Annotated in this window: 16 protein-coding genes; 6 read left to right on the top strand and 10 right to left on the bottom strand. The window is 71.2% G+C overall.

The annotated features are described in order from the left end of the window. Nucleotides 1-4 precede the first annotated feature (4 nt). Nucleotides 5-697 (bottom strand): Mut7-C RNAse domain-containing protein, encoded by a 693-nt coding sequence (locus tag ACWDS7_RS22200; protein ID WP_451930804.1) that lies wholly within the window; start codon nucleotides 695-697, stop codon nucleotides 5-7. A gap of 262 nt (nucleotides 698-959) precedes the next feature. On the opposite strand from ACWDS7_RS22200, the gene ACWDS7_RS22195 reads away from it, so the two are divergent. Further along, a complete protein-coding gene (locus ACWDS7_RS22195) occupies nucleotides 960-1,823 on the top strand; it encodes a universal stress protein (RefSeq protein WP_451930803.1) in 864 nt (287 codons plus the stop codon). A gap of 4 nt (nucleotides 1,824-1,827) precedes the next feature. On the opposite strand, the gene ACWDS7_RS22190 is transcribed toward ACWDS7_RS22195, so the two are convergent. Then, nucleotides 1,828-2,235, bottom strand: a complete 408-nt coding sequence (locus ACWDS7_RS22190; protein ID WP_451930802.1) for a pyridoxamine 5'-phosphate oxidase family protein — start codon at nucleotides 2,233-2,235, stop codon at nucleotides 1,828-1,830. A 161-nt stretch (nucleotides 2,236-2,396) separates the two neighbouring features. On the opposite strand from ACWDS7_RS22190, the gene ACWDS7_RS22185 reads away from it, so the two are divergent. Both ACWDS7_RS22185 and ACWDS7_RS22180 read left to right on the top strand, forming a co-directional pair. Continuing rightward, nucleotides 2,397-3,098 (top strand): hypothetical protein, encoded by a 702-nt coding sequence (locus tag ACWDS7_RS22185; RefSeq protein ID WP_451930801.1) that lies wholly within the window; start codon nucleotides 2,397-2,399, stop codon nucleotides 3,096-3,098. Nucleotides 3,099-3,265: 167 nt separating this feature from the next. Beyond that, a complete protein-coding gene (locus tag ACWDS7_RS22180) occupies nucleotides 3,266-4,117 on the top strand; it encodes a universal stress protein (RefSeq protein WP_451930800.1) in 852 nt (283 codons plus the stop codon). 108 nt (nucleotides 4,118-4,225) lie between these two features. Here ACWDS7_RS22180 and efeO read toward each other — a convergent pair whose 3' ends face one another. Both efeO and efeU read right to left on the bottom strand, forming a co-directional pair. Further along, entirely contained in the window at nucleotides 4,226-5,365 is a 1,140-nt protein-coding gene (gene efeO, locus ACWDS7_RS22175; protein WP_306858457.1) for an iron uptake system protein EfeO, read from the bottom strand. A 13-nt stretch (nucleotides 5,366-5,378) separates the two neighbouring features. Next, nucleotides 5,379-6,212, bottom strand: coding sequence for an iron uptake transporter permease EfeU (gene efeU / locus ACWDS7_RS22170; RefSeq protein WP_306858458.1), 834 nt, complete (start codon nucleotides 6,210-6,212; stop codon nucleotides 5,379-5,381). 322 nt (nucleotides 6,213-6,534) lie between these two features. Here efeU and ACWDS7_RS22165 point away from each other — a divergent pair, with 322 nt between their 5' ends. After that, the gene (locus ACWDS7_RS22165; protein ID WP_306858459.1) at nucleotides 6,535-7,923 is read left to right on the top strand and encodes a cytochrome ubiquinol oxidase subunit I; all 1,389 of its coding nucleotides are present in this window, start codon (nucleotides 6,535-6,537) and stop codon (nucleotides 7,921-7,923) included. A gap of 24 nt (nucleotides 7,924-7,947) precedes the next feature. Beyond that, entirely contained in the window at nucleotides 7,948-8,931 is a 984-nt protein-coding gene (gene cydB, locus ACWDS7_RS22160; protein ID WP_451930799.1) for a cytochrome d ubiquinol oxidase subunit II, read from the top strand. A 63-nt stretch (nucleotides 8,932-8,994) separates the two neighbouring features. Here cydB and ACWDS7_RS22155 read toward each other — a convergent pair whose 3' ends face one another. From ACWDS7_RS22155 to ACWDS7_RS22130, 6 genes are all read right to left on the bottom strand, one after another. Then, nucleotides 8,995-9,969 (bottom strand): ABC transporter ATP-binding protein, encoded by a 975-nt coding sequence (locus ACWDS7_RS22155; protein WP_370879603.1) that lies wholly within the window; start codon nucleotides 9,967-9,969, stop codon nucleotides 8,995-8,997. Next, nucleotides 9,966-10,970 carry an ABC transporter ATP-binding protein gene (locus ACWDS7_RS22150; RefSeq protein ID WP_451930798.1) on the bottom strand — a complete coding sequence of 335 codons (1,005 nt, stop codon included), beginning with the start codon at nucleotides 10,968-10,970 and terminating at the stop codon, nucleotides 9,966-9,968. Before ACWDS7_RS22150 ends, ACWDS7_RS22155 begins: the two co-directional genes overlap by 4 nt. After that, entirely contained in the window at nucleotides 10,967-11,956 is a 990-nt protein-coding gene (locus ACWDS7_RS22145) for an ABC transporter permease (protein ID WP_451930797.1), read from the bottom strand. Before ACWDS7_RS22145 ends, ACWDS7_RS22150 begins: the two co-directional genes overlap by 4 nt. After that, entirely contained in the window at nucleotides 11,953-12,906 is a 954-nt protein-coding gene (locus ACWDS7_RS22140; protein WP_451930796.1) for an ABC transporter permease, read from the bottom strand. The genes ACWDS7_RS22145 and ACWDS7_RS22140 overlap by 4 nt, the downstream gene beginning before the upstream one ends. Further along, the gene (locus ACWDS7_RS22135) at nucleotides 12,903-14,612 is read right to left on the bottom strand and encodes an ABC transporter substrate-binding protein (RefSeq protein WP_451930795.1); all 1,710 of its coding nucleotides are present in this window, start codon (nucleotides 14,610-14,612) and stop codon (nucleotides 12,903-12,905) included. Before ACWDS7_RS22135 ends, ACWDS7_RS22140 begins: the two co-directional genes overlap by 4 nt. 132 nt (nucleotides 14,613-14,744) lie before the next feature. Then, nucleotides 14,745-15,701 (bottom strand): LysR family transcriptional regulator, encoded by a 957-nt coding sequence (locus ACWDS7_RS22130; protein ID WP_451930794.1) that lies wholly within the window; start codon nucleotides 15,699-15,701, stop codon nucleotides 14,745-14,747. 320 nt (nucleotides 15,702-16,021) lie between these two features. On the opposite strand from ACWDS7_RS22130, the gene ACWDS7_RS22125 reads away from it, so the two are divergent. Continuing rightward, a complete protein-coding gene (locus ACWDS7_RS22125) occupies nucleotides 16,022-18,595 on the top strand; it encodes a collagenase (RefSeq protein ID WP_451930793.1) in 2,574 nt (857 codons plus the stop codon). Nucleotides 18,596-18,687 lie beyond the last annotated feature (92 nt).

The following is an 18,687-nucleotide window of genomic DNA, read 5'->3' as shown; positions in this document are numbered from 1 at the left end:
CCGCTCATCCGCGGGCCCGCTCGACGATCGCCTCCAGATGCCGCTGGTGGGCGCCCCGCCAGTACAGGTGACCGCAGGAGCGGCAGCGGGCGAAGGTGTCGTAGGTGCGGCGGGTGGCCGGTTCGAGGAGGTGCTCCACGTCCTGCTTGGCGACCGGTGCGAGCAGCCCGTTGCAGGCCGTGCACCGCGTCCACGGGGACAGGGAGGGCGCGAACCGGTCCAGGACGTCGGCGAGCTGGTCGTCGGGCCGGACTCCGCGCACATACGCTCCTGACCACAGCGCCCTGCGGCGCAGCAGGCCGCGGTCCCGGGTCAGCAGCACCCGGCGCTCCGCGTTCGCCTGGGCGATCAGCTCGTCGTCGTCGCGGTCGTTGCCGTAGGCGGCGTCGACGCCCAGCAGCCGCAGCCGCCGCGCGAGCGTGCCCAGGTGGACGTCCAGCACGAACCCGGCGGAGTCGACCCGCTGCGGCCTCCGCACCGGCAGGACGTCCACGGTGTCGCCGTCATCCGGCCGGTGGGACGGGGCCCTCCGCCGCCCGCCGAGCACCAGCCCCCCGACCTCGGTGAGCGGCACGCCGGCCGACTCGACCAGATGGCCCAGCGAGGAGGTGCCGTCATGGGGCACGCGCACCTGCCCGCCCCGCCGGTCCGGGGCGAGGAACATCCGCAGCTCGTCGGCGAAACGCAGGCAGACCACCCATCAAGCATCCCGCACGCCGCGTCGCGCCGGTGTCGGGGACCTGCGCCGGGCGGGCCCGATCCGGAGGCCCGGCCGCCCGGCACGGACGGGGCGCGGGACCACCCGGGCCGGAGCCCGCGCGGAAGGAACGCGGAAGAAGGAGGAAACGGGAGGAAGGGGAAGCGAAGGGGGAAGGAGTGCGGAAGGTCCCGGGCCGGTGGGACCTTCCGCCCTGCCGCGCCGGGGCCGGGGCGCCGAGCATGGGAGGGAGGTGAGGAAGATGACCGATACCCGTGACGTCGTCGTCGGCTACGACGGTTCCGACTTCTCCATGCAGGCCCTGGAATGGGCGATGGACGAGGCCGAGCTCAGGAAGCTGCCCCTGGCGGTGACCCACACGTGGCGGTGGCCGTACGGCGAGGCCGATGACGAGGCCAAGCTTCACCTGCGCAAGGCGGCCGAACACGTGCTGTACCACGGGGCCGACTGCGCCCGCGCGCGCAGCACGATCACCGGTGTCACCGCCGACCTGCACGAGGGGGCCGCCGGCGACCGGCTGGTGGAGCTGTCGGCCCGCGCGGAGCTGGTCGTGGTGGGCTCCCGCGGCATGGGCACCCTGGCCAGGACCGTTCTGGGGTCGGTGGCCGGCTACGTGGCGGCGCACGCGAGCTGCCCGGTGGTCGTGGTGCGCGGCCCCGGCCCGATCCCCGTCTCTCGGCACCGCGGGGCCGTGGTCCTGGGAATGGCCGGGGACACAGCCGATGAGGTGATCGAGTTCGCCTTCCACGAGGCCGACATCCGGCGGCTGGACCTGGTTGCCGTGCAGGCCAGGCGCCTGCAGCCGGCGGCGTGGAGCGCGCCGATGCCGCTGGTGCCCGACACGGAGGCCGTCGCGAGGGGCGCCGAGGACGACCTGACGCGGCGCCTGGAACCGTGGCAGGGCAGGTATCCCGCGGTGTCCGTCCAGGCCCGCTCCGTCGCCGAGCCCGCCAAGAGCCTCCTGCCGGACCTGTCCAGACAGGCGAGCCTCATGGTGGTCGGCGGCGCGCGCGGGCACGGCAAAGTCGGTCCGGTCGCCAGGTCGCTCCTCCAGCGGGGGATCTGCCCCGTCGCGGTCGTCCCCGCCCCGCCGCAGGCTCACTAGCGCCTCAGCGCCGGACGCGGCGGCCGGAGATCTGCTCGGTCCGCACCACGATGAAGTGGTCCCAGCCGCCGAGCGCCCAGGTCGTCAGCGGCAGTGCCGACAGTCGGGCGATCTCCGCGGGGTCGTGCACGGCTCGCGCGTGCCCCACGGCGGTGACCGACCAGCCGGTGAACGCCTGCAGGTCGAAGTCGTCGGCCTCGAAGGCCACCACGGTGTGGCGGGTGGCGGCGGCGAGTTTGGACCCCCCGCCGGTGCGGATGACGATGTCCTCGCCGTCGAGGCAGAAGCCGACCGGCTGCACCGCGGGGAGTGCCCGGTCGGTGAAGACGATCCGCCCGATCGGCGTCGAGGCAAGCAGATCGATGCACTCCCCGCGGGAGAGCGCCTCCAATCGGACCGAGTCGGCTTTCATACCCCCCAAGCTTGCCGACCGCCCTCACCCGCGTTAAGGGCCGAAGGTCCCCCCGTCCCGGTCGATCGGCCCTCGGCTGCCCCAAGGCAGCCGAAGTAGGGACCTTCGGCCCTGGAAGTGTCGGCGGAAGCGGCGAATCGTGGAGCGTGGGGGTGATTCACGTGAAGGAGAGTCACGAGTTCCGATGGGGTGGCCTGGCAGGCATCGGCGCACTGGTGTTCTGGATCGTCGGGCGGCTGGTGATGGGAGGGGCGCCGAGGGTCACGGCCCCGGTGTCGACGATCGCCGGATACCTGGCGGAGTACCGGGCCCAGATCCTGGCCGGAGCGCTGCTGTACGCCATCGCGATCGCGCTGTTCCTGTGGTTCGGCACCGCGCTGGCCACGGCCTTCCGGCGCGCGGAGGAGAGCAGCGACGCACCCGCGCTGGTGCTCGCCGGCTACATTCTCGTCTCCGCGATCGGGTTCGTCGGCGTGGCGGTGTTCGCCGGAATGACCTACGCGATGACCCTGCACAGGCCGCTCCTGGCGATCGCGGCCGGGCCGTACACCGCTCTGACGGTGATGGGCACGGTCACCGGGATCGCGATGGCGGTGCCGTTCGGGGCCTCGGCCGCGGCCATCATGCGTACGCGCGTGTTCCCGCTCTGGATGGCCTGGGCCGCCGTGGTGGTCGCCGTGGTCATGGTGCTGGCCGCGTTCGCGGTCGGGATCACCGGGGGCGCGCTGGCGCCTGACGGCCTGCTGGTCGGGTACCTGCCCGGTCTGCTGGCGGGACTGTGGGTACTGGCCGCGAGCGGGCTGCTCATCCGCGAGCACCTGCCGATCCCGGCCGCGGGGGCGAGGCCCGTGATGGGCCACTAGCGCCGCCCGGCCGCGCCTGCCGTCGTGGCCGCGGGGTCCCTCCGGCCGGGACCGGGAAGGAGAGGGGCAGGGGTCCCGCCCGTGCCGGACGGCCGCCGCTGGGCGGGGACCGCCCAGGTCACGCTCCGACGGAGCCCCAGCAGGCGCAGAGAGCAGGAGGGCGAGCCATGGCTGAACTGGTCGCCGCCGGGACGGACGGCTCGCCCACCGCCACGGCGGCCGTGAGATGGGCGGTCGACGACGCCTCCCGCAGGGGGCTGCCGCTGCGGATCGTCCATGTCGTCGACAGCTGGCCGTACGGCGTCGCGGTCTTCCCTCCGCCCGACTGGCCCGAGTTCATGATGCGCGCCGGTGAGCAGGTGCTGGCCGAGGCGGCCGGAGTGGCCGTCGAACGGCGGCCGGAGGTCGACGTGACCACCGTGCTCATCGAGGGGGCACCGGTCGAGGCCCTGCGCGACCAGGCCGGGACGGCCACCGAGCTCGTGATCGGCAGCCACGGCGCGGGAGGTTTCGCCGGGGCGCTGCTGGGCTCGGCGGTCGTCCACGTGGCCGGTCACACCTCGGGCGCCGTCGTGGTCGTCAGAGGGGAGGAGGGCGGGCCGCACGGTGAGGTCGTCGTGGGCATCGACGGCTCCTCCGGATCCGAGCCCGCGCTGGGCTTCGCCTTCGAGCAGGCGAGGCTGCGCGGGTGCATGCTGCGCGCCGTCTACGCCTGGCAGGTGGTGGCGCACGCGTTCACGCCGGAGAGCGCCTATGACGTCGGCGAGGTACGGCGGGCACAGCGCCTGGTGGCCGCCGGCCAGCTCGCCGCCTGGCAGGAGAGGTTCCCCGGGGTCGACGTCGTGCAGGAGGTTCCCCACGCCCACCCGGTGTCGGCTCTCGTGGACGCCTCGGCCCGGGCCGACCTGCTCGTCATGGGCTCGCACGGCCGCGGCGCCATCAGGGCGATCATCCTGGGATCGGTCAGCCGAGGCGTGCTCCACCACGCGCACTGCCCGGTGGCGGTGGTCCGGTCGTGAACGCCGGACGCGCCACGCGTCACGCGTCCGCGGATCGTCCCGGCCGGCGGGCCCGGGCCGCGCGGCTCACCCCGCGCGGCCCGGGCCATGCGCCTCACGGCGCGTGGTTCACGCCGTGACGGCGGCGGCCAGCTTGCTGATCGGCTCGGCCAGCGAGTTGATCGCGTCGGACAGCTCCTTCAGCTCCGCCTTCGACAGCTCGTTGTGCAGCTTCCAGCCGCTGCCCTTCTGGTGGGCGCCCAGCGCGGCCTCGGCGAGGGCGAACTTCTCGTCGAGCGTCTTGACCAGTTCGGGCGAGCGCTCCTCCAGCACCGGGCGCAGCGCCTGGACGGCGGCCTTGGAGCCCTGCAGGTTGGCGTCGAAGTCCCACAGGTCGGTGTGCGACCAGATGTCCTCCTCACCGGTGATCTTCCCGGTGGCGACCTCGTCGAGCAGCTCCTTGGCGCCGTTGGCCAGCTGGAGGGGGGAGAGCTGGGCCTCGTTGGCCTTCTGCACGATGGTCTTGACGTCGGTCATCAGCTTGTCGGCGATCGGGCCGTCCCCGGCGACGTCCTTCTTGATCCACAGATCCTTCTCGATCCGGTGGAATCCGGTCCACTCCTGGCCTTCCTCGAGGTCGGCCTCGCGCGCGTCGATGGCCGGGTCGAGGTCGCCGAAGATCTCGGCGACCGGCTCGATGCGCTCCCAGTAGGTGCGCGCGACCGGGTAGAGGTCCTTGGCCTTGTCGATCTCGCCGGCCTTGACGGCGTCGACGAACTCCTGGGTCTTGACCAGCAGCGTGTCGCTCTGCGACTTGATGTAGCGCTTGTAGCCCGCGGTTGCCTCCGCGAGCTGGGCGTCGTCGGACAGCGGCTTGTGCTCGCCGCTGACCTTCAGCGGGTTGCGGATGCCCTTGCCGACCATGCCGGGCTTGCAGGCGGCCTCGTAGGTGCCGGGCGGCAGCTCGATGATGACCTCGCGGGTCAGGCCCGGCACGATGTTCTCCACCTCGCCCATGACCCGGTCGCCCGCCGCGTAGACGTAGAACTCGGTCACCTTGGACCCGCCGTTGGTGATCGCGAAGGTGGAGGTGCCGGCGTTGATCTCGCTGACGGCGACCTTGCACGCGGTGTCGCTGGCCGCGACGGCGATCTTGGCGTCCTTGGCCGGGCTCGCGCCCGCCGTGGTGGCCGTCTGGGGCTCCCCGGAGCAGGCGGACAGCGTGGCCAGGGCCAGCCCGGCTGCGGCCAGGATGATGGGGTTACGCATGATTCTTCTGCTTTCAGGCGGTGGTGGAGACAGTGGGGGTGGGCCGCCTGGACGACGGCGGGCGCAGGAACAGCACCAGCGTGGGCACCGCGTAGGCGACCCACGCGATGGTCTCCAGCACCGTCGGCTGCGGTGTGATGTTGAACATCCCCGAGACGAGCGCGCCCCACCACGAGTCGGCGGGCAGGACGGCGCTGATGTCGAACGCCTGGGTGGACAGGCCCGGCAGGATGTTGGCCTCCTGCAGGTCGTGCACGCCGTACTTGAAGATTCCGGCGGCGACCAGGATCAGCAGCAGCCCGGTCCAGGTGAAGAACGTGGTGAGGTTGATCTTCAGGGCGCTCTTGTAGAGGCCCCAGCCGATCACGATCGAGGTGAGGATGCCGAGGCTGATGCCGATCAGCGGGGTGGCGCTGGTGGTCGCGCCCTGGACGGAGGCGAAGAACAGCAGCGCGGTCTCCAGGCCCTCGCGGGCCACGGCCAGGAACGCCATGACGACCACGGCGACCGGGCCGAGCCGCAGCGCGTCGGTGAGCTTGGCGCGCAGCTCGCCGGAGAGCGAGCGGGCGGCCCGGCGCATCCAGAAGATCATCCAGGTCACGAAGACCGTGGCGAGGAGCGAGGTGACCGCGTCGAAGAGTTCCTGCTGCCGGTGGCCGAGATGGGCGGCGGTGAAGGTGAGCAGCGCGCCGAAACCGATCGAGAGCGTCGCGGCGGCGATCACCCCCAGCCACACGAGGGGGAGCCGGTCCCTGCGGTCGCTCTTGACCAGAAACGCGACGAGGACGGAGACCACGAGCGTGGCCTCCAGCCCCTCGCGCAGGCCGATGAGGTAGCTGGCGAACACCGTCACTCCAGGCGGTTGGAAAGGGTTACCTTAATTAGGGCAGGTAAACCTTACTCGACGTCCATCGCCGGGTCGAGGTACGGGGTGCCTCAGGAGCGGGAGAAGGCGGCGCCCCGCGCCTCCGCGAGCCCGGCGCCGGCCCGTGCACCACCTCTCCGGCGCCGGCCGGCCGTACCCCACCATGTCGGTCCGGCCCGTATGGCGGACCGGGGTGCGGTCCGTGGTCGGGACGAAGGTCCCCCCAGACGGGGTCCGCCGGCCCTACGCCGGACCCCGCCCGTCCGGCCACCCTTCAGTGACCCACTGATTACCTGGAGCACTGATGGACGTCTTGGACCTGTCCCGCTGGCAGTTCGGTATAACGACCGTCTACCACTTCCTGTTCGTGCCGCTGACGATCGGCCTGTCGATCGTCGTCGCGGGACTGCAGACCGCCTGGCACCGCACCCGGAAACCGGCCTATCTGCGGTTGACCAAGTTCTGGGGCAGGCTCTTCCTGATCAACTTCGCGATGGGCGTGGTCACCGGCATCGTGCAGGAGTTCCAGTTCGGGATGAACTGGAGTGACTACTCCCGCTTCGTGGGTGACGTCTTCGGCGCCCCGCTGGCCATGGAGGGGCTGATGGCCTTCTTCCTGGAGTCCACCTTCCTCGGCCTGTGGATCTTCGGATGGGACAGGCTGTCGCCCAGGCTCCACCTGGCGACGATCTGGGTGGCCGCGATCGGCACGAACATCTCGGCCTACTTCATCCTGGCGGCCAACTCCTGGATGCAGCACCCGGTCGGCTACCGGCTCAACCCGGTCACCGGCCGGGCCGAGCTGACCGACATCTGGGCGGTGCTGACCAACTCCACCACGCTGGTGACGTTCCCGCACGTGATCTTCGGCGCGTTCGTCACCGCCGGCGCCTTCGTCCTCGGGGTGAGCGCCTGGCAGCTCGCCCGCGGCAGGGAGGTCGGGCTGTTCCGCACCTCCGCCCGCCTGGCGTTGACCGTCACCCTGGCCGCCTCCGTCGGGGTCGCACTGTCGGGTCACTGGCAGGCGCAGATCATGACCGAACAGCAGCCGATGAAGATGGCCGCCGCCGAGGCGCTGTGGGAGGACGAGACCTCCGCCGGCTTCTCGCTGTTCGCCGTCGGCGACGTCGAGAACGGCCGCAACCACATCAACCTGCAGATCCCGTACGGCCTGAGCCTGCTGTCCACCAACACGCCGGACGGCCGCGTCGAGGGGATCAACGACATCCAGGCCCGCTACGAGAGCCTCTACGGCCCGGGCGACTACAGGCCCGTCGTGGGCCTCGCCTACTGGTCGTTCCGCTTGATGATCGGTTTCGGGGCGCTGGCCGCGCTGCTCGCGCTCGCCGGCCTCTGGGCCACCCGGCGCGGGCGGCTGCCGCGCGGCCCGTGGTTCCACCGGCTGGCGATCCTGGGGATCGGCCTGCCGTTCCTGGCCAACTCCCTGGGGTGGATCTTCACCGAGATGGGCCGCCAGCCGTGGACCGTCTTCGGGATCATGCGCACCGCCGCCGCGGTCTCGCCCGGTGTGGACGTCACCGAGGTCGCCGTCTCGCTGGCCGGCTTCACCCTGATCTACGCGGTGCTCGCGGTCGTCGAGATCCGGCTGCTGCTGAAGTTCATCCGGATCGGCCCGGACGACGAGGGCGAGCCCGACCGGCCCGCCGACACCGTCCCCGCCCTGTCCTACTGAACCCGTCCTGCCGAAGGAGCAGTCATGGAGCTCACCACCGTCTGGTTCCTGCTCATCGCCGTCCTGTGGACGGGTTACTTCGTGCTGGAGGGTTTCGACTTCGGCGTCGGCATCCTGCTACCGCTGCTGGGCCGTGACGAGGCCGACCGGCGCGTCCTCGTCCAGACCATCGGGCCGGTGTGGGACGGCAACGAGGTCTGGCTGCTCGTGGCGGGCGGCGCGACCTTCGCCGCGTTCCCCGAGTGGTACGCGACCCTGTTCTCCGGCTTCTACCTGCCGCTGTTCGTCATCCTGGTGGCCCTCATCGTGCGCGGCGTCGCCCTGGAGTTCCGTAACAAGAGCGACAGCCCCACCGGCTGGGACCGCGCGTTCTTCTGGGGGTCGCTCGGGCCGGCGTTCCTGTGGGGAGTGGCCTTCGCCAACATCGTGCGCGGCGTCCCGCTGGACGCCGACCACGAGTACACCGGCTCGCTGCTCACCCTGCTCAACCCCTACGCGCTGCTCGGCGGTCTGGCCACGCTCGTGCTCTTCACCCTGCAGGGCGCCCTGTTCGTCCGGCTGAAGACCGGCGGGGAGCTGCGCGAGCGCGCCGCGCGGCTGATCCGGGTGGCCGCTCCGGCGGCGCTGGCCGTCGGCGGTCTCTTCCTCGTGATCACCCAGTTGACGGTGGGCAGACCCGTCACCTGGGCCACCGTGGCGCTGGCCGCCGCGTCGATCACGGGCGCCCTGGTCGCGACGGTGCGTGGCCGCGACGGCTGGGCCTTCACCGCCAACACGGTGGCCATCGTCGCGGTCACCGTCACCCTGTTCGCCACCCTGTGGCCCGACGTGATGCCCGCGCTCGACCCCGCCAACAGCCTCACCGTCGACAACGCCGCCTCCAGCCCGTACACGCTCACGGTGATGACCTGGGTCGCGGCCGTCTTCACACCCCTGGTGCTGGCCTACCAGGGCTGGACCTACTGGGTGTTCCGCCGCCGCCTGACCCGGCCGCTCGGCGACGGCTGAACGCCACGGGCCCGGCGGGCGCCGGTCCGCGCCGCCGGCCGGGAGGTCATCGGCGGGGGACCGTCAGCCGGGGAAGTGGCAGGCCACCCTCCTGCCGCCGGCGCCGTGCGGTCCGAGCGGGGGCGCCTGGCTCCGGCACAGGTCCCGGGCCGAGGCACAGCGGGGGTTGAAGGAGCAGCCCGGGGGCGGGGCCGCCGGGCTGGGCGGGTCGCCCAGCAGGACGATCCGCTCACGGGTGAGCTCCACCTCCGGGTCGGGGACCGGCACGGCCGACAGCAGGGCGCGGGTGTAGGGATGGGCCGGGTCGGTGTAGACGGACTCGCGGGGGCCGATCTCCACGACGCGGCCGAGATACATCACCGCGACCCGGTCGCACATGTGGCGCACCACCGACAGGTCGTGGGCGATGAACAGGTACGCCAGCCCCAGCTCCCGCTGGAGGTCGGTGAGCAGGTTGACGATCTGCGCCTGGATCGACACGTCCAGCGCCGACACCGGCTCGTCGCAGACGATCAGCCTGGGCCGGGACGCCAGCGCCCGGGCGATGCCGATGCGCTGGGCCTGGCCGCCGGAGAACTCGTGCGGATAGCGGTCGGCGTGCTCGGCGCCCAGCCCGACCCGCTCCAGGAGCTCGATCACGCCGCGCCGGTCCAGCAGCCGTGACGGGCCGGAGACGATGCGCTCGACGGTCTGGCGGGGGTTCAGCGACGCGGACGGGTCCTGGAAGATCATCTGGATGTCCCGGCGGAGCGGGCGCAGGTCGCGCTGGCTGAGACGGGTGATGTCGCGGCCGTCGAAGGTGACGGTGCCGCCGGTGGGTTCCAGCAGGCGGACGATCATCCGGCCGGTGGTGGACTTGCCGCAGCCGGACTCCCCGACCAGACCGAGGGTCTCCCCGGGCCGCACGTCGAAGGTGACGCCGTCCACGGCCTTCACCCCGGCCCGTCGCCCGCCGAAGGTCATCCGCAGATCCCGTACGGCCAGCAGCGGCGCGGTCCGGCCCGCCGCCTCCGGCCCGGCGGTGGACTGTACGGTCATCGTGTGCCTCCGGGGATCTCGGCGAGGTGACAGGCCGTCCGGTGGCCCGCGCCCAGCGGCCCGGAGCCGCCGGGCGCGGCCGGGCGCGGTTCGGGGGCCTCGGTGACGCAGGCGTCGTGGGGGGCTGCGGCGTAACGGGCGCAGCGCGGGTGGAACCGGCAGCCGGACGGTGGCGCGAGCAGCGACGGCGGGTTGCCGGGGATCGCCCGCAGCCGTCCTCCGTCCTGCCCGTCGGCGGCCGTCAGGCGGGGGACCGAGGCGAGCAGCCCCCGCGTGTAGGGGTGGCGGGGGGCCCGGAAGACCTCCCGGGCGGGGGCGTGCTCGGCGGTGCGCCCGCCGTACATCACCAGGACCTCGTCGGCGACCCGCGCCACGACGCCCAGGTCGTGAGTGATCATCATGACCGCCACGCCGCGGTCCTCCTGGATCCTCTTGATCAGCTCCAGGATCTGCGCCTGCACGGTCACGTCCAGGGCGGTGGTCGGCTCGTCGGCGATGAGCAGGTCCGGCTCGCAGGACAGGGCCATCGCGATCATCACGCGCTGTCGCATGCCGCCGGAGAAGTGGTGGGGATACTCGCCCGCGCGCCGCCTCGGCTCGGGGATGCCCACCTCCGCGAGCATCTCCACCGCGCGCTCGCGCGCCGCCCGCCGCGAGGCCCGCAGGTGCAGCCGGTAGGCCTCGGCGATCTGCTCGCCGACGGTGTAGAAGGGGTGCAGCGACGACAGCGGGTCCTGGAAGATCATCGCCATCCGGCGGCCGCGCAGCTCGCGGAGCCGGGAGGCGGGTGCGCCCACCAGCTCCTCGCCGTCGAAGACGATCGAGCCGGAGACGGCGGCCTCGCGGTGCAGGCCCATGATCGCAAGCGATGACGCCGACTTGCCGGAGCCCGACTCGCCCACGATGCCGAGCGTGCGGCCCCGGTCCAGGGTGAAGCCGATCCCGTCCACCGCGGTCCCGGCCGGGAAGCTCACCCGCAGGTCTCTGACTTCCAGGATCACGCGTACCTCACACGGGGGTCGATCACGGCGTAGACGAGGTCCACGCCGAGGTTGGCCAGGGTGATGAAGAAGGCGGCCAGCAGGGTGACGCCGAGGACGACGGGCTGGTCGGCCTTGAAGATCGCGTCGTAGGTGAGCTGTCCGATGCCCGGCAGGCCGAAGACGTGCTCGGTGATGACCGCCCCGGCGAGCAGGCCGCCCAGGTCCATGCCGAAGATCGTGACGATCGGGGTGAGCGCCGAGCGCAGGCCGTGCTTGGTGACGACGGTCCGCTCGTACAGGCCCTTGGCACGGGCCGTCCTGATGTACGGCTCCGCCATCGTCTCGATCATCGAGGCCCGGGTGAGCCTGGCGTACATGGCGGCGTACAGGCTGGCGAGCGTCATCCAGGGCAGCAGCAGGTTGCCCGCCCAGGCGGCCGGATCCTCGGTGATCGGCCGGTAGTCGGGGTAGGGCAGCCATTCGAGCTGCTGGACCAGGACGAGCAGCAGCATCATCGCGGTGAAGTAGACCGGCACCGAGGCGGAGGCGAGCGTGGCCGCCATGAGCGAGCGGTCGAGCGTGCTCCCCCGGCGCAGGGCCGCGACCAGCCCGACGGCCAGGCCGCCGGCGAGCCAGAGCACGGCCGAGCCGAGGGCCAGCGAGACGCTCACCGGCAGGCGGTCGGTCAGCAGGTCCCAGACGGGCAGCGCGTTCTGGTAGGAGTAGCCGAAACAGGGGACGGAGCACTCCAGCGCGGCCGGGCCGGTGCCCAGCGTGCGGCCGGCGAAGATGCCGGCCACGTAGGTGCCGAACTGCTCGTATACCGGCCGGTCCAGGCCCATCTGCCCGCGCACCAGCCGCACCTGCTCCGGGGTGCAGGTCTTGCCGCAGGCGTGGGCGGCCGGGTCCGAGGGGAGCACGTAGAAGACGGCGAAGGTCACCGCGCAGATGACCAGCAGCACGCCCGCCACCGCGGCCAGCCGCCGCAGCGTGTAAAGGGTCATCGGCCCGCTCCCTTCGGGTCGAGGGCGTCGCGCAGCGCGTCCCCGAGGAGGGTGAAGGCCAGGACGGTCAGGAACAGGCAGATGCCGGGGATCATGAAGTAGGTCGGCACGGTCTGGTACCAGAGCAGGCCGTTGTCGATCATCTGGCCCCATGACGGGGTGGGGGGCCGCACGCCGACGCCGAGGAAGGACAGCGCGGCCTCGGTGCCGATGTTGGCCGGGATCGCCAGCGTCGTGTAGACGAGGATCGGCGCGGTGAGGTTGGGCAGGATCTCCTTCAGCAGGATGTGCGCTCCCATGGCGCCGTTGACCCGGGCGGCGTCCACGAACTCGCGGTGCTTGACGCTCAGCGTCTGCCCGCGCACGATGCGCCCGACGTACGGCCAGCTGAACATGCTCATGATCAGCACGAGCAGCAGGACGCGGTCGGCGTCGGGCGCGACCGACAGCAGCGCCAGCATGAAGATCAGGCTGGGGAAGGACATCACCAGGTCCATGATCCGGCTGAGCACGGTGTCCACCCTGCCGCCGAAGTATCCGGCGGTCAGGCCGACCGCGGTGCCGACGAGCACGGTGACGGCCGTGGAGGCCACCGCGATCAGCAGCGACACCCGCGCGCCGTACACGATGCGGCTGAAGACGTCGCGGCCGTTGCCCGGCTCGACGCCGAGCCAGTGCTCGGCGCTGATCCCGCCGAGATCCCCCTTGGGGATCCCGCCGAGCGCCTGGTCGATCGCGGTCTTGTCGAAGGTCTCGGGCTCCCAGCCGTTGAGGCCGGTCAGCAGCGGGGCGGCCAGGGCCATGGCGACGAAGACCGTCACGACGGCGAGGCCGGACAGCGCGGCCGGGTCGCGGCGGAGCCGCTCGTAGGCGATCCGGCCGGGGGAGCGGCCGCGGCGGGGCGGGGCCGCGGAGTCCACCGCGGCCGCCTCGCGCGCGGTGGCGGTCACTTCCTGATCCCGAGCGTGGCGTAGTCGAACTGGCCGGACCAGATCAGGTGGCCGAACGCGCCGCCGATCTTGGAGCCGGTGAGCAGCGGCTTGCGGATCCAGAGCAGGGGGATCATCGGGGTCTTCTGCATGATCGCGGCGTCCAGGTCGACCCAGGCCTGGTCGGCGGCCTTCAGGTCGGTCATGGCGTAGATCGCGTCGATCTTGTCCATGGTCTCCTGGTCCTTGAACAGCGACATGTTGCCGCTGTTGCCCTTTTCGGTGATGGTGCGGCCGTCGAACATCATCGGGATGAAGGAGGAACCGGACGGGTAGTCCTGGCACCAGCCGTACAGCGCCATGCCGTCGAACTTGGCGGTGTCGCCGATGGTGTCGTAGTAGACCGACGGGTCGAAGGTGCTGATCTCGGTCTCGACGCCGACGCGCTTGAGCGACTCCTGGATCGCGGTGGCGGCGCCCTTGTCGCCGGTAGAGGCGTACATCTTGATCTTCACCGGCGTCGCCACGCCGGACTCGGTGATCAGTGCCTTGGCCTTCGCCACGTCGCCGGTCGGCGGGATCTTCAGGGTGTCCTGCGGGACACCGCCGGACAGCGACGGCGGCAGGTAGGCGGTGGCGACCTCACCGAAGGCCGGGCCGCCCTTGATGGTCTGGTAGGCCTCCTTGTCGATCGCGTACTGCAGGGCCAGCCGGAACTTCGGATTGTCGAAGGGCGCCATGGTGGTGTTCATGGCCAGGGTGTCGGTGCAGCCCCGGATCTCGTTGTGGAAGCGCGCCTTGACCTTGGAGTTGGTGAGGATCTTGGCGAAGCTCTCGCCGTTGACGTCGGCGTAGGTGACCGCGGTCTGGTCGTCGCCCTGGTCGGCGATGAGCCGGTCCACGATCACGCTCTGCCGCAGGCCCTGCTTGACGACGACCCTGTCCGGCAGCGCCTTGCGAGCCGGATCGGTGGCCGGATCCCAGTGCTCGTTCCGGCTGAGCACGAGTTCCTTGCCCCGGTCGTAGGTGTCGATCTTGTAGGGGCCCGAGGAGAAGACGCGGCTGTCGTACTGGGCCTTGGTGTCCTTGGCCCGGGGCACCGGTGCGAAGGTCGGCAGGGTGGCGTAGTAGGGGAATTCGGCCACGGGGCGCTTGAGCCTGAAGATGATCTTTCTGTCGTCGGGGGTCTCGATCGACTTCAGGGAACCGTCCTTGTAGGGGCCCCGATACTTCTCGCCGCCGGCCAGGACCAGCCGGGCGTAGTTGGGGCCGCCCGGCAGTTCGGGGGCGAAGGACCGCTCCACGTTGTACTTGATGTCGGCGGCCACGATGGGGGAGCCGTCCTCGTACTTCAGGCCCTCCTTGAGGGTGAAGGTCCAGGTCTTGCCGCCGTCGGACATCTCGCCGGTGGTGGTGGCCAGGTCCGGGACGACCTGCAGGCTGGCCGCGCCCGGTTCGGCCTTGTAGGTGACGAGGGAGCGGTAGAGGTAGCGCAGGCCGAAGTCCATCTCCGGCATCGTCCAGTTGCGGGTCGGGTCGAGGTGGGCGAAGTCCTGGTTGGACAGGATCGTGAGCGTCCCGCCCCGGGTGGCCTCGCCGGAGGAGGGCTGCGAGGCCTCCCCGGACCGGTCCGCGGCGGGTGCTCCGCCGCTCCCACCGCAGGCCGCCGTGCCTGACAGAACCGCCGCCGCGAGCAGGCAGAGGCCCGCTGTAGTCCTGGGGGACATTGATCACTCCACGTCGCTGGGGGAAGATCGAGAGTGATGCGTAACATAGTAATGTGAAATACCATTCACAATAGAGCGTTATCAATCCGTAGTCATTCCCGATGGCCGGATCCGGCCAGGCCCCCCGGCCGCTCAGATGAGCGGATGCACCTCCGGATGCGCGTCCCACCAGCGCTTGAAGACCGGATTGTCGCCCACGTGGTCGGTGTAGGCGGTCGCGAGACCGCGGTAGAGCGCCGCCGCCTGCTCGTTGCTCAGCCGGTCCCGGCGCCAGGCCACGACCAGCCGGGCGACCTGGGGTTGACCGGCCAGGGGGCGGACGACCGTGCCGGGCGGCGCCGGCCAGGAGGGATCGACCAGGCGCACCCCGTGCCCGGCCGCGACCAGCGGGCGCCCGGCGCCGCTCGGGGCGTCGTAGCGCAGGTTGGGTTCGAACCCGGCCGCGCGGCAGGAGGCCCGCAGCGCGGCGAGCGAGCCGTCGTCGGCGCCCGGCGGGCTGATCCAGGACTCGTCCTTCAGGTCGGCGAGGTGGATCTCCTCCTGCCCGGACAGCCGGTGGGCCGCCGACAGGGCGATGAATATCGGGTACCGGGGGACCAGGGTGCGGCTGACGACGGGCGCCGTCAGCGTGACGTCGAACCCCTCGATGACGCCCAGCAGCGCCGCGTCGAGCTGGCCGTGCGAGAGCGCCTCGGCCAGCAGGGTCGCGGAGGGCTCGATACGCAGCGAGACCTCGTGTCCGGGCAGCGTGTCGCCGACCCGGTCGACGACGCTCGCGACGCAGGCCAGGTGCACGCAGCCCAGCCGGACGACCCCGGCCGGGCCGGTGGGTCCGCGCAGGTCGCCGAAGAGCGCGTCGACCTCCGCCAGGACGATGCGGGCGCGGGCGACGATCTGGCGTCCCAAGGATGTCGGCTGCACCCCTGAGTGGCTGCGCACGAAGAGCGCCCCGCCGACCAGCTCCTCGACGCGGTGCAGCTGGTTGGTCATGGCCGGCTGGGACAGGCCCAGCCGGGCCGCGGCCCCTGTGACGCTACCTGTTTCCGCTATCGCACAAATCATGCGGAGATGCCTGATGTCGAGATCCATAGCCAAGAATTATGTTCCGGGTTATGACGGCAGGCCGCATCCGGCCATGAAACTTCGGGCAATGCGTCCCTCCGATTCTCCGGATCTGGAGTCCCGGAACCCCCCGCTCCACCCCCAGGCCCGGCGGAGCCCCCGACTTCTCCCCTGCTGATTCGGCAGCACACCCCCCGGCTACCGATTCGGCAGCACACCCCCCACCTGCCGATTCGGCGGCGCACCCCCCACCTGCTGAATCATCGGCACACCCCCCGCACTTCCGTCGTCCACCGCCGGCCGAACCCAACCTCGCATCCCGTTGTGGATACCCCCCGGAGGTTTAATTGAGAACCACGCCGTCCCCGCGCGAGTTCGGCAGGCGCCTGCCGGCGCTGCTCGCACCCGTCCTCGCCCTGGGGCTCGTCCTCCAGCCGCTGGCGGCCTCGCCCGCGAGCGCCGCCCCGTCCGGGACCGCCGCCGCACCCAGCGGCGCCGTCACAGGCCCCCCGCCCGTCGGAGCGGACCCCGCCGGCGGCGAGACGCCGCACGTCCAGGCGTCCCCGCAGAAGGTCAAGGAGCGCCCGCCGCTGTCCGCCTCGACGGACGCCCTGCGGCACGACGAGGACGAGCCCGAACCCGCACCGGAGCATCCGAGACCCTCGGCCACCGGCCGGACGGCCAAGGCGGCGGCCGCGTGCAACATCGGTGACTTCACCAGCCGGTCCGGGAGCGCCCTTGTCCAGCAGATCAAGGCCTCGACCACCGACTGCGTCAACACCCTGTTCAACCTGACCGGCAGCGACGCCTACTACGCCTTCCGCGAGTCGCAGATGACCAGCGTCGCGTACGCGCTGCGCGACAACGCCGTCTCCTACCCGGGGGACAACAGCACGAGCACCGCCCAGCTCGTGCTGTACCTGCGCGCCGGCTACTACGTGCAGTGGTACAACCCCTCCACCGTGGGCGCCTACGGGCCCGCCCTGAAGACCGCCATCCAGTCCGGCCTCGACGGCTTCTTCGGCAACTCCCGCTCCTCGACCGTCAACGACGCCAACGGCGAGATCCTCGCCGAGGCCGTCACCCTGATCGACAGCGCCCAGGAGAACGACCGCTACCTCAACGTCGTCAAGCGCCTGCTCAACGGCTACGACACCTCCTACGACGCCCACTGGTGGATGCTCAACGCGGTCAACAACGTCTACACGGTGCTCTTCCGCGGCCACCAGGTCCCGGCGTTCGTCAGCGCGGTCAAGGCGGACCCGAGCGTCATCGACACCCTCAACACCTTCGCGCTGAACCACCTCGGCCTGCTCGGCACCCAGCGCTCCTACCTGACCTCCAACGCCGGTCGGGAGCTCGGCCGCTTCCTCCAGTACGCCACGCTGCTGACCAAGATCCGGCCGATGGCCAAGGACCTGCTCGGCCGCAGCAACATCACCGGGGCCACCGCCCCCCTCTGGGTCGGCGTGGCCGAGATGACCGACTCCTACGACAAGGCCAACTGCTCCTCCTACGGCACCTGCGACCTCCAGCAGCTCCTCGCGCGGAACGTGCTGCCCGTCAACTACACCTGCGGCACCAGCATCAAGATCCGCGCCCAGGAGATGACGTCGGCGCAGCTGGCCGAGAGCTGCCGGAGCCTCACCGACCAGGACGCCTACTTCCACGGCGTCGCCAAGGACGGCAACCGCCCGGTCGACGGTGACAACAACACCACCATCGAGGTCTGCGTCTTCGACTCCAGCACCGACTACCAGACCTACGCCGGCGCGATGTTCGGCATCGACACCAACAACGGCGGGATGTACCTGGAGGGCAACCCGTCCGCCGCGGGCAACCAGCCCCGCTTCATCGCCTACGAGGCCGAGTGGGTACGGCCCGCCTTCCAGATCTGGAACCTCAACCACGAGTACACCCACTACCTCGACGGCCGGTTCAACATGCACGGCGACTTCAAGGCCGGCGTCGCCACCCCCACCATCTGGTGGATCGAGGGCTTCGCCGAGTACGTCTCCTACTCCTACCGCAAGCTCGCCTACGACGCCGCGATCACCGAGGCGGCCAAGCAGACCTACGCCCTCAGCACGCTGTGGAACACCACCTACGACCACGACACGACCCGCATCTACCGCTGGGGCTACCTGGCGGTGCGCTACATGCTGGACAAGCACCCCGGTGACGTCGCCACCGTCCTCGGCCACTACCGGACCGGCGCCTGGGACTCCGCCCGGACCTTCCTGACCACGACGATCGGCAGCCGCTACGACAGCGACTGGCGGACCTGGCTGGCGGCGTGCGCGGCGGGCGGCTGCGCGGGCGGCGGCGGCAACCAGGCGCCGCAGGCGGCCTTCACCTTCACCGCAGACGGCCTCGCGGTGAACTTCACCGACGCCTCGACCGACTCCGACGGGACGATCGCCTCGCGCCGGTGGGACTTCGGCGACGGCGCCTCGTCGACCTCGGCCAACCCCTCCCACACCTACACCACCGCCGGCACCTACACGGTGAAGCTGACCGTCACCGACAACGGAGGCGCCACCGCCGCCGCCGACAAGCAGGTCACGGTCGCCTCGGGCGGATCCACCACCCCCGAATGCACCTCCAGCAGGACCGACGAGCTCGGCCGCAACTGCCAGCGCGGCAACCTGTCAGCCCCCGCCGGCGACTACCGATACCTCTACCTCTACGTCCCGGCGGGCACCGCCAAGCTGACCATCACCTCCTCGGGCGGCACCGGCAACGCCGACCTCTACTACAACCCCACCACCTGGGCTAGCACGTCGGCCCACACCCACCGCTCGACCAACTCGGGCAACAACGAGACCCTGACCATCACCAACCCCCCGACCGGCTACAACTACATCAGCCTCCACGCGGCCCAGAGCTTCTCCGGGGCCGCGGTCAAGGTCCAATACTGACCCCGCCGTGAACACGCGCCGCGCCGCCGTACCGGATCCCCAACTCCGCTACCGCGGCCCCGCGCTGTCGCCGTGGCCCAGTCCGGCAGAAA

It is taken from the genome of Streptosporangium sp. NPDC003464, assembly GCF_053588315.1.
The sequence above is the reverse complement of the archived record's forward strand: the minus strand, read 5'-3'. Positions and strand labels throughout refer to the sequence as shown.

Coding starts and splice junctions, on each gene's coding strand:
- ACWDS7_RS22130 (WP_451930794.1), bottom strand. CDS start 15,701: ATGGATCTCGACATCAGGCATCTCCGCATGATTTGTGCGATAGCGGAA.
- cydB (WP_451930799.1), top strand. CDS start 7,948: ATGGAGCTCACCACCGTCTGGTTCCTGCTCATCGCCGTCCTGTGGACG.
- ACWDS7_RS22155 (WP_370879603.1), bottom strand. CDS start 9,969: ATGACCGTACAGTCCACCGCCGGGCCGGAGGCGGCGGGCCGGACCGCG.
- ACWDS7_RS22165 (WP_306858459.1), top strand. CDS start 6,535: ATGGACGTCTTGGACCTGTCCCGCTGGCAGTTCGGTATAACGACCGTC.
- ACWDS7_RS22195 (WP_451930803.1), top strand. CDS start 960: ATGACCGATACCCGTGACGTCGTCGTCGGCTACGACGGTTCCGACTTC.
- ACWDS7_RS22180 (WP_451930800.1), top strand. CDS start 3,266: ATGGCTGAACTGGTCGCCGCCGGGACGGACGGCTCGCCCACCGCCACG.
- ACWDS7_RS22190 (WP_451930802.1), bottom strand. CDS start 2,235: ATGAAAGCCGACTCGGTCCGATTGGAGGCGCTCTCCCGCGGGGAGTGC.
- ACWDS7_RS22135 (WP_451930795.1), bottom strand. CDS start 14,612: ATGTCCCCCAGGACTACAGCGGGCCTCTGCCTGCTCGCGGCGGCGGTT.
- efeO (WP_306858457.1), bottom strand. CDS start 5,365: ATGCGTAACCCCATCATCCTGGCCGCAGCCGGGCTGGCCCTGGCCACG.
- ACWDS7_RS22145 (WP_451930797.1), bottom strand. CDS start 11,956: ATGACCCTTTACACGCTGCGGCGGCTGGCCGCGGTGGCGGGCGTGCTG.